Source organism: Bacillus sp. V59.32b, from assembly GCF_003429085.1.
GTDB lineage: Bacteria > Bacillota > Bacilli > Bacillales > DSM-1321 > Peribacillus.
On the sequence record NZ_QVTC01000036.1, the window covers coordinates 1 to 13,832 of the forward strand.

General features: G+C 42.4%; 13 protein-coding genes. 12 read left to right on the forward strand and 1 reads right to left on the reverse strand.

Going from position 1 to position 13,832, the window contains the following annotated elements:
* Nucleotides 1-170: 170 nt before the first annotated feature.
* From mbcS to D0463_RS09390, 5 genes are all read left to right on the forward strand, one after another.
* Nucleotides 171-1,751 carry an acyl-CoA synthetase MbcS gene (gene mbcS, locus D0463_RS09370; protein ID WP_117307145.1) on the forward strand — a complete coding sequence of 527 codons (1,581 nt, stop codon included), beginning with the start codon at nt 171-173 and terminating at the stop codon, nt 1,749-1,751.
* Nucleotides 1,752-1,941: 190 nt separating this feature from the next.
* On the forward strand, nt 1,942-2,760 hold the full coding sequence (locus D0463_RS09375; protein WP_117307146.1) for an STAS domain-containing protein: 819 nt from the start codon (nt 1,942-1,944) through the stop codon (nt 2,758-2,760).
* Nucleotides 2,761-2,841: 81 nt separating this feature from the next.
* On the forward strand, nt 2,842-4,458 hold the full coding sequence (locus D0463_RS09380) for an amidohydrolase (RefSeq protein ID WP_117307147.1): 1,617 nt from the start codon (nt 2,842-2,844) through the stop codon (nt 4,456-4,458).
* 64 nt (nt 4,459-4,522) lie between these two features.
* Nucleotides 4,523-5,452 carry an EamA family transporter RarD gene (gene rarD, locus D0463_RS09385; protein ID WP_117307148.1) on the forward strand — a complete coding sequence of 310 codons (930 nt, stop codon included), beginning with the start codon at nt 4,523-4,525 and terminating at the stop codon, nt 5,450-5,452.
* A gap of 55 nt (nt 5,453-5,507) precedes the next feature.
* Nucleotides 5,508-5,996 carry a GNAT family N-acetyltransferase gene (locus tag D0463_RS09390; protein ID WP_117307149.1) on the forward strand — a complete coding sequence of 163 codons (489 nt, stop codon included), beginning with the start codon at nt 5,508-5,510 and terminating at the stop codon, nt 5,994-5,996.
* Nucleotides 5,997-6,022: 26 nt separating this feature from the next.
* On the opposite strand, the gene D0463_RS09395 is transcribed toward D0463_RS09390, so the two are convergent.
* On the reverse strand, nt 6,023-6,826 hold the full coding sequence (locus D0463_RS09395; protein ID WP_117307150.1) for an NAD kinase: 804 nt from the start codon (nt 6,824-6,826) through the stop codon (nt 6,023-6,025).
* A gap of 332 nt (nt 6,827-7,158) precedes the next feature.
* Between D0463_RS09395 and sppA the strand changes: the two genes are divergently transcribed.
* The 7 genes from sppA (at nt 7,159) to D0463_RS09430 (ending at nt 13,337) form a co-directional block, all read left to right on the forward strand.
* Nucleotides 7,159-8,166, forward strand: a complete 1,008-nt coding sequence (gene sppA / locus D0463_RS09400) for a signal peptide peptidase SppA (protein ID WP_117307151.1) — start codon at nt 7,159-7,161, stop codon at nt 8,164-8,166.
* Between the two features lie 12 nt (nt 8,167-8,178).
* A complete protein-coding gene (locus D0463_RS09405; RefSeq protein ID WP_117307152.1) occupies nt 8,179-8,736 on the forward strand; it encodes an RDD family protein in 558 nt (185 codons plus the stop codon).
* A gap of 84 nt (nt 8,737-8,820) precedes the next feature.
* On the forward strand, nt 8,821-9,468 hold the full coding sequence (locus D0463_RS09410) for a DUF2953 domain-containing protein (RefSeq protein ID WP_160118392.1): 648 nt from the start codon (nt 8,821-8,823) through the stop codon (nt 9,466-9,468).
* A gap of 176 nt (nt 9,469-9,644) precedes the next feature.
* Nucleotides 9,645-10,115 carry a GerW family sporulation protein gene (gene ytfJ / locus D0463_RS09415; RefSeq protein WP_117307154.1) on the forward strand — a complete coding sequence of 157 codons (471 nt, stop codon included), beginning with the start codon at nt 9,645-9,647 and terminating at the stop codon, nt 10,113-10,115.
* Nucleotides 10,116-10,253: 138 nt separating this feature from the next.
* Nucleotides 10,254-10,754 carry a thiol peroxidase gene (gene tpx / locus D0463_RS09420; RefSeq protein WP_117307155.1) on the forward strand — a complete coding sequence of 167 codons (501 nt, stop codon included), beginning with the start codon at nt 10,254-10,256 and terminating at the stop codon, nt 10,752-10,754.
* Between the two features lie 170 nt (nt 10,755-10,924).
* Entirely contained in the window at nt 10,925-11,914 is a 990-nt protein-coding gene (locus D0463_RS09425; RefSeq protein ID WP_117307156.1) for a class I SAM-dependent methyltransferase, read from the forward strand.
* A gap of 232 nt (nt 11,915-12,146) precedes the next feature.
* A complete protein-coding gene (locus D0463_RS09430; protein ID WP_117307157.1) occupies nt 12,147-13,337 on the forward strand; it encodes an acetate kinase in 1,191 nt (396 codons plus the stop codon).
* The last annotated feature ends 495 nt before the right edge of the window (nt 13,338-13,832 follow it).

Here is a 13,832-nt window from a genome sequence, read left to right on the forward strand (position 1 = left end):
TCGAGGAGTCTCGCAGATTCCCTTCCCAAAAACAACATTATCGTTTAACAGAGCCTATTATAATGATTTATTTTCTCTTAATAACCACACTTTTATATTTAAGTTTTGAGACAATTCTGTATAATTAACCGTATGGAAACTGATCATTAAGATTAAGAGGGGGATTTATTATGAAGCGTGAAGACCTGGTGGCTCCAACAGATTACAATCTTGTAAGTGAAATAGAACGCTTTGCAAAGGATCAGGAAAAGCTTGCCCTCAAATGGGAAAATGAAACCGGATCTACACAGGAGATTACATACGCTAAATTAATGAAAAACGCAAATAAGATTGGAAACGCATTGTTAAAAGCCGGTATCCAGAAGGGGGACACGGTGCTGGTAATCATTCCTCGATTGATTGATGCCTATCAGGTGTATATCGCCGCTTTAAAGACGGGGATGGTTGTCATTCCCAGTTCTGAAATGCTACGATCTAAAGATATTCAGTACCGCATCATACATGGTGAAGTGAAAGGAATTATCAGCTATCATCTGTACACAGATCAATTCAGTGAAGTGAATGAAGCGGAAGAATTAATAAAATTCTCTGTTGGGAAAGAAGTTGAAGGTTGGCTGTCACTTGACACTGAAATGAAACAAGCGTCAGCGGATCTTGAGCTTGCCGATACAAAAAGCGATGACATGGCCTTTCTGTCTTATACGTCAGGAACAACCGGAAATCCAAAGGGGGTTGTCCATACCCATGGCTGGGCGTTCGCCCACCTGAAGACCGCTGCCTCACACTGGCTCGGCATCAATGAAGGCGATGTAGTTTGGGCAACGGCCGGTCCTGGATGGCAAAAGTGGATATGGAGTCCGTTTTTATCCGTTTTAGGCTCAGGCGCGACGGGTCTGGTATACCATGGCAGGTTTGAACCACAGAAATATTTAGAGCTTCTCAGTAGCTATCAGGTAAATGTTTTATGCTGTACACCCACAGAATATAGATTGATGGCGAAAACTGACAATTTAGCTAAGTATAGCCTTCCTCATCTGCATAGTGCAGTGTCAGCAGGAGAACCTTTAAACAGAGAAGTGATTGATACGTTCAGAAAATATTTTAATATCGATGTCCGCGACGGATATGGACAAACTGAAAATACGCTGCTTGTTGGTGTCGTGAAAGGGATGGAAATCAAGCCGGGCTCCATGGGCAAACCGACGCCGGGCAATCGGGTGGAAATTATTAATGAAAACGGTGAGCCGTGCAGCATCGGAGAAGTGGGCGATATCGCGGTTCATATTGATACACCTGCACTTTTTAAAAACTATTATAAGGACCCAGAACGCACAGCGATGCAATACAGGGGTGATTATTATATAACCGGAGATAAAGCGAAAAAGGATGAGGATGGTTACTTATGGTTTGAGGGACGGGGTGATGATATTATCATCAGCTCTGGTTATACAATCGGTCCGTTTGAGGTGGAGGATGCGCTCGTAAAGCACCCTTCCGTGAAAGAATGTGCCGTAGTCGCAAGTCCTGATGAGGTCCGCGGACACATCGTCAAGGCGTTTATCGTCTTACAAGACGGTGTGGATCCAGCCGCAACTCCTTCCTTGGTGAAGGAGTTGCAGGATCATGTGAAGGGATTGACTGCGGCGTATAAATACCCCAGGAAAATTGAGTTTATCGAAGAATTGCCGAAAACCACATCAGGAAAGATCCGCAGGGTCGAACTGCGCACGCAGGAAGAGCGGGTTTTATAACAATAAATAGGAAACAGCGCTAGCTTGTTTTGGTGCTGTTTTCTTTATAGCCCAATACTCATTCAGCTTGCTAAACCGCTCAAATTCTGTTCATTTGTGACTGACTGACTTTTTGGATATAGTAGAAGAAGGGGAATGACAATACGGCTTCTTAGGATGAGAAATATATACAAAGCGGAGGCATAAAATAGTGAACTTGATTGAAAATGTAGCTGAATATTTAAGAAACAATGCAAAGTCACTTGCTATAGATATTGTCGAAGAAATTATCAGCAGGTCTGATTTTGAAATTTCGCTGGAGGAAATACATGAAGCTCAGAATGCCTATATTGAATACTTGGGCTTTCTAGGCAGCTCGATACTATCCAATGAAAACGAAGTTCCTGATGGCCTTATCGAATGGAGTATCCTTAATGGAGAACGTGAAGCTCTGCTGAAGGGGAAAATATCCGGTATTATTATCCGTTATCCGGTAACAAGGCAGGTTTTTATTGAACGATTTGCCGAAATCGGCATGGAGCATGGATTATCCGTAGAGGAGCTCCTTCTAATCAATAAACGAATCAATTATGTGCTTGATATCAGCATCCATGAAACGATTCTTGCATTTGAGCGATTTACGGATAAAATCATCAAGCAGGCACAGGAAGAAGTAAATGAATTATCAGCTCCCATCGTACCGATTCAAGCCGGAATCGCTGTTTTGCCATTCATAGGCTCATTTGGACTTGAAAGAGCTGAATATATAGTGGAAAAGGCTGTTGCGAAGGTAGCGCAGCTCAAGATCGATTGTATTATCATTGATTTCTCCGGACTGGCTACGATTGACGCGGAAGTAGCTAACCATATTTTCAATATCCATAATGTTTTCCGTTTACTTGGAATCAGGGTGATTATAACCGGTCTTCGACCTGAACTGGCCCAGACTGTTGTAAGCAGAGGAATTGATTTTTCCCATATCGATACATATGCTAATGTCAAGCAGGCGATAGGAAGTATGGATACATAGTAAGTAAGCAAAAGGGATGGTAGCGGCTATCCCTTTTGCTTATATGTAGTTGCTTTATTATGTGAATTAGAGGTGCGGAAAATGGGGACGATTTGGCATAATGGACTTATTTATACATTGGAACTGGAAAACAAAACCGTACAGGCTGTTTTTACGGAGAATGGAAAAATTGTGGATACAGGCTCACCGAATTATCTTAGGGATGCATACCATTCCAGAATCACCAAAGAAGTGGACTTGCATGGCAATACGATGATACCCGGGCTTGTTGACAGTCATATGCATCTGGTTGGCCATGGAGAGCGGTTAATGAGACTCGACCTGTCAGCTATGAAAAGCCGGGAGGAAGTACTTCGTGCGGTTGAGAAAAAATGCAAGGAAACTCCCAAGGGAGAATGGGTGGTTGCAGAAGGATGGAATGAAAATGAATGGGTCAGTCCTGAGTTGATTTTGCTTGATGAACTGGACGCCATTTCGCAAGATCATCCGCTCATATTGAAAAGGATTTGTCGTCATGCGATGGTAGTGAACTCAAGGACATTACTCGAATCCGGCATTGCTTCACACATTGAGCAACCGGCGGGTGGTGTGATTGGCCGCTACGAGAATGGAAGGTTAAATGGTTTGTTTAAGGAAGAACCGGCGATGGATCTGATTAAGGCAAATCTTCCGGGAATCACCCAGGCTTATGTCGAAGCTGCCCTCCGTACCGCGATTAAAGATCTCCACAGCCTTGGATTAACAGGCTGTCACACAGAGGACTTGAATTATTATAATGGCTTCCAATCTACCTATGACGCTTTCGTTTCGGTCATAGAAAACGAAGGGATGAGTTTTCGTGCCAATCTGCTGGTTCATCATGAAGTAGTGGATGATATGCAAAAACGGGGTTATTCATATGGACACGGAACACCCTTTATTGCATTCGACGGAATGAAAATTTTTGCGGATGGTTCTCTGGGGGGCTATACGGCGCTTTTAAGCGAGCCATATGCGGACAATCCGGGTACGCAAGGTGTTGCGATATTTACTGAGCAAGAGTTATGCGATCTTGTTAAAAAAGCAAGAAGCTATCATATGCCGGTAGCTGTCCATGCGATTGGCGACCATGCTTTTGAATATGTGCTGAATGTAATCGAAAAATTTCCTCCTGAAAAGGGGCTGAGAGACCGGTTGATTCATGCCCAAATCATGAGGAAGGATCTATTAGAGCGAGCAAGGCTTCTGCCAGTCATTTTTGATATACAGCCTGGGTTTGTCCCTTCTGATTTTCCATGGGTTGAAGACAAAGTAGAGAAAGAACTACTGGAATTCTCTTTCGCGTGGAAAACGTATTTGGAAATGGGCATTCCGTGTGCGGGTGGTTCAGATGCGCCGATTGAATGGGCAAATCCGTTATGGGGCATTCACGCCGCCGTTACAAGGAGGAAGCCTAATGATCCAAATAGAATTATCTATGGGGAGAAGCAGCGTTTAACGATCCATGAAGCCGTGTCTTTATACACATCAGGAAGTGCGCTGGCCATCGGCTGTGAGAACAAAAGAGGCAAGATTAATAAAGGCTTCGATGCGGATTTTACCGTTCTCGACAAAGATATTTTTACGGAAGATGCGGATGCCCTTCTGACTGCACATGCGGTGATGACAGTCATCGGAGACCAAATTGTCTACCAGACGGACTCTTTAAAAAAACTATAGAAATCCAGCTGGTCCACCCTTATAATAGAACTTATTTCGAGTATAGAAATAAAGGGGGAGAAGGATGAAGCTTTCAAATGAAAAAGAAGGCGCTTTTTATGCGGCGCTGTCATATATAATCTGGGGGATCATTCCGGTTTATTGGAAAATGCTGCAGGATGTCGCTGCCGATGAAATTCTGGCCCACCGGGTGTTGTGGTCGTTTATCTTTATGGTTGGTCTATTGCTAGCGACAAAGAAATGGAATTCATTTGTAGCTTTTGTGAAAGAGATCAGCCATAACCCCAAAAAGCTTTTTGCGCTGTTGACTGCCTCGCTGCTTGTGAGCGCGAATTGGGGTGTTTTTATCTGGGCGGTAAATTCGGGGCATATTCTTCAAACGAGCCTCGGCTATTATATTAATCCTCTCATCAGCGTTCTGTTGGGGATGCTTGTTTTAAAAGAAAAGCTGAACAGTGCGCAAATCCTTTCCTTTGCACTTGCCGCCATCGGTGTTTTAATTCTTGGGATTCATTACGGGGAAATTCCGTGGGTTTCTTTGATTCTTGCCATTACCTTTGGGTTATACGGTCTTGCAAAAAAAATGATCAGCGCAGAAGCTTCCATCGGGCTGACGCTTGAAACGATGATGGTGACACCGATTGCATTAGGCTACTTGGTGTACTTAATGGTTACATCCGAATCTCAATTTTTTGTTTCTGCCGATACAGCCCTTTTGCTGATGGGTGGCGGTATAGCAACCGCACTTCCACTTCTTTATTTTGCAAAAGGAGCCCAAAAGGTCCCGTTATCAATGCTTGGATTCCTACAGTACATTGCTCCTACCCTGACCTTGATTTTGGGCGTTTTCGTTTATAATGAGAGCTTTACGAAAATGCACTTGCTTGCCTTCCTGTTTATTTGGGGCGCCTTGACGATCTATTCTTTATCGATGACTAAATGGGGCGTTTCAGGAGCACAAAAAATGAAAAACAGAATGAAAATCGGTGCCTAGCATCAACTTCGGAGAAACGGCTTAGGCTGTTTCTCTTTTTTAATAGGGGATGGACATGAATTTTCGTAAAATAGATGTGAAGAAAGACGAGGAGACCATCGTGAAATTTCGAAAAGATTCATACCTGATCAGCTTCGGCAGCTTGGAACGGTTCGGGGATGAATATGCTTATGTCGAAAGAATTGCCGACCGGGCGATGAAATTTCCTGAAGGAATTGTTTTAGTAGAAGAACATAACAAAGTGATCGGTCAGATGGAGCTCCAAATTGTAAAGTATGAAGGAAAAGATATTGGGTATGTGCATTTATATTATTTAATTCCAGAGTATCGCGGTAAAGGATACGGAAAAGATTTAATGGCCTACTCAGAACGTTTTTTTCGCAAGAATGGGATGACTGAATACCATTTACGAGTCTCTCCAGCCAATCAGGGGGCCATGCATTTTTACTTAAAAGCGGGTATGGAGAAGCTCCAAGAGGAAAAACATGACTATGTGGTCTGGAGAATGAGAAAATTTCTTGATTGTAATACTACAGGGAATTAAACAAAAAAAGAGAGGCATGGCCCCTCTTATAAAAATGTCCTTCTAACTTTTTCCCAAAATGAATTGTCTTTAAGTTTGACGGTTTTAATGATTTTTTCGCTAAGTTTTACTTCAATCTTCCGGACATGTGCAATGCTCAACGCTTCATTATCCATCCCGATTATCGGATGGTTACTCCCGTCCTGATCCAATTCGATCGTGAGCTTGCGATTCGGGCCGAGAATGAATGATGAGCCGAGGGTGCGGTATGTATTGTTGTTCAGTGAAGCAAGTTCGCTTACCTGGAAACAAGGCAGAGTAGGGTCAACGACCGCCCCGTTCACAGACTTATTGTAGGCTGTGCTTCCTGTAGGTGTTGCAATGATAATTCCGTCGCCGCGGAATGTTTCAAAATGAAAATCATCAATGAATAGGTCTAAAACCAATGTCTTAATGATTGAGGATCGCAGGCTAAGTTCGTTTAATACATAAAAGGAAGGCTGCTCTCCGTCCAGTGTGATTTCGATGGTTGGGTATCTTCGTACTTCAATTTCTTCCTTTGTAGCTGAATCAATCATTTTACTCGTATCATCGAGATGAAAATCGCAGTACATATTTAAATTCCCTGTAGTTGAAATGCCTGCATATAAACAATCATCCCTGAAGCCAGTCTTCCTGACAGCTTGAAGAAACGTTCCGTCATCACCAATGCTGGCAACAATGTTTGCATCCCTGTAATCATGCGTAATATTAAATGAATAACGTTCGGCCAGCTCGTATAAATGTCGTGATTTTTCAATCAGCTCCGGCTCATTTGTGTGGAAAAAATAAATGTTCCTCCGATTGGGCATCGTCTTTCACCATCCAGTCATTTAGTTTGTTTCCCAAAAATAAATAATTTGCTACAATATAGGAATGTGTAATTAGTTTATCATTATATGAAAAGTTTTTTAAAACGTTATGTTAAAATCTCTGTTGATTGTTGGTTCATTTTGCTCCCCATCCATGAAACGATTGGGGAAAGCTAGCTTTCTCGCATCAATTTATGGATGGGGAGCTACCTTTCAGCAAAAGCTTAAAGGCGGTGAAACTTTGGTTTCACTCGAATGAACCAAAAATAATATGTATCAACAATATTCTATTACAGAGTCTTTTACAGCCAGATATTTAAGGGGGAACTGCTATGAATGGAAAACGCTGGGCGGCGCTTGGAATTGCGGCTGCACTATTTTTAGTATCGGTAGGTACTAGCATCGCTACATCACTTTTCTTCGCTGACACGGAAGATATGTTTAATGAGATGTTTGTGGCTGATCAAGAATTTACCGAAGAGATTGTCGAAGGCGATGATGAGTTTAATCAAATTGCTGTGTTCAATGTAGATGGGGTAATCCAGGATACCGGTGAAACGACTCCGCTAATGAGTACTGGAGCCTATAATCACCGCGCATTTATGGAGAAGCTTCAAATGGCAAAAGAAGATAATGATATTAAAGGAATCGTCCTGCAAGTGAATTCTCCGGGCGGCGGTGTCGTTGAAAGCGCGGAAATTTACGATAAAATCAATGAGATTAAACAAGATTCGAAAAAACCGGTATATGTCTCGATGGGATCAATGGCCGCGTCGGGCGGATATTATATTTCTGCACCTGCAGATAAAATTTATGCAAGCCCGGAAACGCTGACTGGCTCTCTTGGGGTCATCATGCAAGGCTACAACTATGAGAAGCTTGCAGAAAAATACGGTGTTGAGTTTGTCACGATTAAAAGCGGACCGTATAAGGATATTATGAGTCCTAACCGTGAAATGACAGAGGAAGAACGTAAGATTCTTCAATCGATGATCGATAATTCTTATGATCAATTCGTAAAAATCATTGCTGACGGGCGCGGGATGCCTGAAGCTGATGTCAGAAAACTCGCTGACGGCAGGATATATGATGGACGCCAGGCAAAGGAAGCGAATCTTGTTGACGATTTCGGGCATTTAGCAGATGTTACGGATGCCATGAAAAAAGAATTAGACATACCGGATGCGCAGGTTGTCCGTTATACGGATGAAGCCGGCTTAGGCTCCCTGTTCACTATGGGCGCTCAAAAGCTCATCGGAAAAGATATGGAAACGGCAGGCCTGCTTAAATTGCTTTCACAACCAAATTCTCCTCGCCTTATGTATTTGTATGCAGAATAGGAGGATGGATAAATGAATGAGAGAAAAGATTCAGATGAACGTTTAGAAATCAACGATACAGTAGAACAGGAAAATGCAATGCGATATCAAATCGGGGAAAACAAAGATTCCGCATCAGAACCTGTCCAGACCGAATCTGTTATAAAAGTACAAGAACCGGAGTTGCCATATGCAGGTTTTTGGATGCGGTTTTGGGCTTATTTAGCAGATATCGTCATTATCGGAAGCATCAATCGCATTGTCGTACATCCGATTTTTAAGGCATTGGACCTTTCGGATCGTGGCTGGTTCTCGCCGGAAGCTATTTTTACCGCTATTGTCTTTTATCTCTACTTTACCTTAATGACAAAGTATTTTAGGCAAACCCTGGGCAAAATGATCTTTGGCCTAAAAGTGGTAAGCTTAAAGGAAGGCAAGTTGTCATGGGGAACCATCATATTCAGGGAATTTATCGGGAGGTTCATTTCAAAGACTACTTTCGTTGGCTATATCATTGTCGGCTTCTTGCCGAAGAAGCAAGGCCTGCATGACATTTTCGCGGATACTTCCGTGATATTGGATCGCAGATAAGGGATAAACCTGCCAGAATTTTTAGCTGGCAGGTTTATTTTTTTTTCTAAAGCCGATAATGACAGGTTAAAGGGGTGTGAGAAGGTGGAATGGTTATTGGCAATACCGGCATTGATTCTGGCACTGCTGTTGCTGCTTTTTTTTACAAAAGTAAAAATAAGAATCCACTTTCGCCACCAACACGATGCAGATGAGTTCTATATAAAGTTCCGGGCATGGTTTGGGATTTTGCGTTATACAATCACGATACCGGTGAGTAAGTCGGGTGAAGATTCCCCTGTGGAAACAGCAGAGGATTCCGATGAAGACGATGATCCAGAAAGGACAAATCAAGTCTCCTGGCGGGAGTTAATAAGCAACTTTGATAACCAAAACGAGCTTATTGAACATGTTACCGGCTTCTACCGAGTTGTTAGGAATTTTTTAGGCAGGGTAAAAGTTAAAAAATTTGAATGGCATAGTGTTGCCGGAACTGGAGATGCCGTATATACAGCCGTGCTGGCGGGAGGTTGCCTTGGATTGAAAGGCTCGGTCTTTGGGCTGTTAAGCAGTTATCTGCATTTCACTAAGCTTCCTTCCTATTCGGTAACCCCTGATTTTGGACGAATGGTGTTTAATACGTCGCTAACTTGCATATTACAGATTCAAATCGGAGAAGCTATATTCGCAGCAATTAAACTACTTCGCTATTGGAATGAAGAGAAAGCAAAAATTCAGGACCATATAAGTTGAAATGAGGAATTATTTTTGGCTATTTAACCTTTCAGCTTCGTGAAAGGCATGTGACACAGGAGTGTCACATGAATGGGCCAAAAATATATTGGCAGGCAGCTCTATATTCATAAATTAACTTATATAGGCTTACAGTGATTCTAAAAATCAATCGATTTAGACTGGAGGAAGTGCAGATGTCAGATCATCCCATTCAAGGCTTAATGTCTGCAGCAATGGAAAATCTAAAGGAAATGGTCGATGTTAATACGATCATCGGAGATCCTGTCGAAACTCCTGATGGCAGCGTCATTTTAACCGTTTCTAAAGTAGGCTTTGGTTTTGCTGCCGGCGGAAGTGAATTTACCCTTGCCAACGGCGGGGCGCAGTCCAAACAGCCTTTTGGCGGTGGAAGTGGGGGTGGTGTATCGATTACCCCGATCGCGTTCTTGATAGTAGGTTCACAAGGAGTTAAGATGCTCCATCTTGACCAGGGAACCCATTTACTCGAGAAGATGCTGGACACGGCACCTTCCCTTGTTGATAAAATTCAGGGCATGCTCTCCAAGAAAGGGAACCAGAATCAGTCAAAAAAGGGAAATCAGAATCAGTCAACGAATCGGCAGAGTTCAGAGGGAAACAGCAATAACCAGGATTTTGATTTTTGACGGGAGACGCACGATTTTACAAAATGTAGGGCACCCCATGGGTCCCTTTTTTCATTAAAGTGAAATAATTGCAAAAATATGCCTTTAACCCTATTATTAACCTGTACATATTCATTCGATAAAGGGAGGATAACTGTAATGGCATCCGTAACATTTAAAAATAACCCGGTAACGTTAATCGGCAGCGAAGTAAAGGTTGGCGACCAGGCACCTGACTTCACGGTTCTAGCAAACGATCTTACCGAGGTAACATTAGCCGACAGTAAGGGCAGTGTGAGAATCATCAGTGTCGTACCATCTGTTGATACAGGGGTATGCGATGCGCAAACAAGACGTTTCAATGAGGATGCTTCAAAAGCAGGGAATGTCCAAGTGTTAACGATCTCCGTTGACCTTCCTTTTGCCCAAAAACGTTGGTGTGCAGCCAGTGGCCTTGAAAATGTTCAGGTCCTTTCCGATCACCGGGACCTATCTTTTGGAGAAGCGTACGGAGTCGTGATGAATGAACTCCGTTTATTGGCCCGTTCTGTGTTCGTCGTAGATAGCAGTGATAAAGTGGTATACGCAGAATATGTTAGCGAAGGCACGACGCATCCAAACTATGAAGCAGCAATCGAAGCTGCGAAAGCTGCAAACTGATTTAGTATGGTCTGGCTGCCTCGTATGCCGGGCTTCCTTGCAAGGGAACTGCCCGGGCAGCCAGACTATTTTATTATCCTTCTTAATCGTCCCCCTCGAAGACCTTCGACTTGTCTCTTGGTCGTCTGACCTTTAAAATGATTTAAAGAAACACACAGGAGGAATTTCGAGTGAATTTAACCCCAATTGAAGAGTTATTCCATAAATTTGACGAAACAGCACAAGTACTTCAAGAAGAGCTGGCATGCACTTACCTTGACGCACTAGGAGAAACAGGTGAAAACTTTTTCCACGGTTATGTGATCCAAGAAGAGGTAAGCGAGCTCTCTAAAAAAAGATTGTCCAAACAATATCAGGACTTTTCCATCAAGAAGTATTCAAATGAAGATATCCGCAAAGCATTCCAATTAGCTATATTAAAAGGGATGCAGGAAAATATCCAAAATAATCATCAAATGACCCCGGATGCCGTGGGAATGTTTGTAAGTTATTTAATCGGGAAATTCACAAATAATAAACAAGAGTTATCGATCATCGATCCAGCTGTAGGAACGGGAAATTTGTTATTCACCATCCTTAATCACTTATCTGACAAAAGGATTTCTTCAAATGGTGTGGATATTGATGAAACGTTAATAAGACTTGCATATGCTGGAGCTAACCTGCAGGAGCATTCTGTACAGTTTTTCAATCAGGATAGCCTTGAACCATTGTTTATTGATCCGTCCGATATTGCGGTCAGTGATTTGCCTGTCGGATATTACCCAAACGATGTTAGGGCGGCTGACTTTGAGCTGGCAGCTGAAAGTGGCCACTCCTATGCGCATCATTTATTCATCGAGCAGAGCGTAAAGCATGTGCGGGATGGCGGTTATGTATTCTTTATTATCCCAAACGGGTTATTTTTATCTGAAGAAGCGCCAAAGCTTAACGAGTATTTGAAGAAATCTACTCATATTCAAGGAATGGTACAGCTTCCCTTATCAATGTTTAAAAGCGAGGCAGCGGCAAAAAGTATCTTAATACTTCAAAAGAAACAAGAGGGCGTAACACCGCCGAAGAACGCATTGTTGGTTGAGCTTCCTAAGATGTCGGACATGAATGCGACGAAATCAGTCATGAGCAAGATCGATGATTGGTTCAAAGAGGAAAAGTACTAAGGTTACCATGTTGAAAAGCTAATGATCCTTCCGAGGACGTTAGCTTTTATTAAAATAATTATCTAAAAAGTAAGAATTAACTTTATTTATCGTGTAAGCGTAATCAAGTATACCTTGTCCTTGAAATCTGGAATATTCAATGATTAAATTAAAAATTGTCACGACTTATCCATACTATGACAGCTAGAAACCATTTATAATACATCGTATGATAAAGCAAAGGAGCGGAATTATGTCCAAAATTATTGCCATCAATGCAGGCAGTTCCTCTTTAAAGTTTCAATTATTTGAAATGCCGAAAGAGGATGTAATCACAAAGGGACTCGTTGAAAGAATCGGATTAAATGACGCTGTTTTTACGATTACGGTCAATGAGGAAAAAATCACGGAAACACTTGATATTCCCAATCATGAAGTGGCAGTTAAATTATTATTGGAAAAGCTGCTTAATCATCAAATCATTAAGTCCTATGATGAAATTGACGGGATTGGCCACCGCGTCGTTCATGGCGGTGAAATATTCAATGATTCAGCGGTCATTACGGATGAGGTTCTTTCTAATATTGAAGAATTGTCCGATTTGGCCCCCCTGCACAACCCGGCAAACATAACAGGGATCAAGGCGTTCAAACAAATTCTCGGAGATGTACCTGCAGTGGCTGTTTTTGACACGGCATTCCATCAAACCATGCCAGGCTCTTCTTATTTATATAGCCTGCCTTATGAGTACTACGAAAAGTATGGCATTAGAAAGTATGGCTTCCATGGTACTTCCCATAAATACGTCTCACAGAGAGCCGCAGAAATGCTGGGCCGACCGCTTGAGCAACTTCGCCTGCTCTCCTGCCATTTAGGAAACGGCGCGAGTATCGCAGCAATCGAAGGCGGGAAATCAATAGATACCTCGATGGGATTCACTCCATTAGCAGGTGTAACAATGGGTACGCGTTCAGGCAATATTGATCCCGCGTTAATTCCATTTATCATGGAGAAAACCGGGAAAACAGCTGATGAGGTGCTGGACGTCTTGAACAAAAAAAGCGGGATGCTTGCCGTCTCCGGTTTCTCAAGTGATCTTCGCGATATCCAAATCGAAGCTGACAAGGGAAATGAGCGTGCAGAGTTGGCTCTGGAAGTATTCGCAAGCAGAATCCATAAATACATCGGTTCCTATGCCGCGCGCATGAGCGGGGTAGATGCGATTATCTTCACCGCGGGTATCGGGGAAAACAGCGAGATGATTCGTGCCAGGGTATTGCGCGGCCTCGAGTTCATGGGCGTTTACTGGGACCCGGCGCGTAATAAAACAAGAGGGGAAGAAACATTTATCAGCTATCCTCATTCTCCTGTTAAGGTCATGGTCATTCCGACAAACGAGGAAGTAATGATTGCACGAGATGTTGTGCGTTTGGCCAATGTATAATCCTGATTATGCTCTCTCTTTAGGTGGCTGGAAAATTCCACTTAAAGAGGGATTTTTTTATTCCAGGAAAAGCGAAATAAAGATTGACCGGATTTGAAATGGATAGTAATATGAGTAGGTTGCTCTTAAACGGCAAGGGATAAACAACTTGGTTTAATTTGGTTTTAGAAAATCATTGACTTGTTTCCTTGATTGGGAGTATGATAGATAAGTTGCTGAAAACGCAGTGATTTAAAGTGAATTTAACCTTCACGAAAGTGTTGACAGTCAATTGGCATTATGTTAATATAATAAAGTTGCTTCCGAGAAAAAGGCAAGCAACAAACAGACTGGCTCAACCATTGGCTTCTATGCTTTTGGAGAGTTTGATAGATTAGTTGCTAAATCATAGCGACTTGAAATCAACAGTTGACAGTCGGTTTAAATTATGTTAAGATAATAAAGTCGCTTCTGAGAGAAACGACAACGAAATTGCTCTTTGAAAACTGAACAAAA

What these genes read in the sequence shown, in the direction of transcription:
- mbcS (WP_117307145.1), top strand. Translation starts at nt 171, where the DNA reads ATGAAGCGTGAAGACCTGGTGGCTCCAACAGATTACAATCTTGTAAGT.
- D0463_RS09380 (WP_117307147.1), top strand. Translation starts at nt 2,842, where the DNA reads ATGGGGACGATTTGGCATAATGGACTTATTTATACATTGGAACTGGAA.
- rarD (WP_117307148.1), top strand. Translation starts at nt 4,523, where the DNA reads ATGAAGCTTTCAAATGAAAAAGAAGGCGCTTTTTATGCGGCGCTGTCA.
- D0463_RS09390 (WP_117307149.1), top strand. Translation starts at nt 5,508, where the DNA reads ATGAATTTTCGTAAAATAGATGTGAAGAAAGACGAGGAGACCATCGTG.
- D0463_RS09395 (WP_117307150.1), bottom strand. Translation starts at nt 6,826, where the DNA reads ATGCCCAATCGGAGGAACATTTATTTTTTCCACACAAATGAGCCGGAG.
- sppA (WP_117307151.1), top strand. Translation starts at nt 7,159, where the DNA reads ATGAATGGAAAACGCTGGGCGGCGCTTGGAATTGCGGCTGCACTATTT.
- D0463_RS09405 (WP_117307152.1), top strand. Translation starts at nt 8,179, where the DNA reads ATGAATGAGAGAAAAGATTCAGATGAACGTTTAGAAATCAACGATACA.
- ytfJ (WP_117307154.1), top strand. Translation starts at nt 9,645, where the DNA reads ATGTCAGATCATCCCATTCAAGGCTTAATGTCTGCAGCAATGGAAAAT.
- tpx (WP_117307155.1), top strand. Translation starts at nt 10,254, where the DNA reads ATGGCATCCGTAACATTTAAAAATAACCCGGTAACGTTAATCGGCAGC.
- D0463_RS09430 (WP_117307157.1), top strand. Translation starts at nt 12,147, where the DNA reads ATGTCCAAAATTATTGCCATCAATGCAGGCAGTTCCTCTTTAAAGTTT.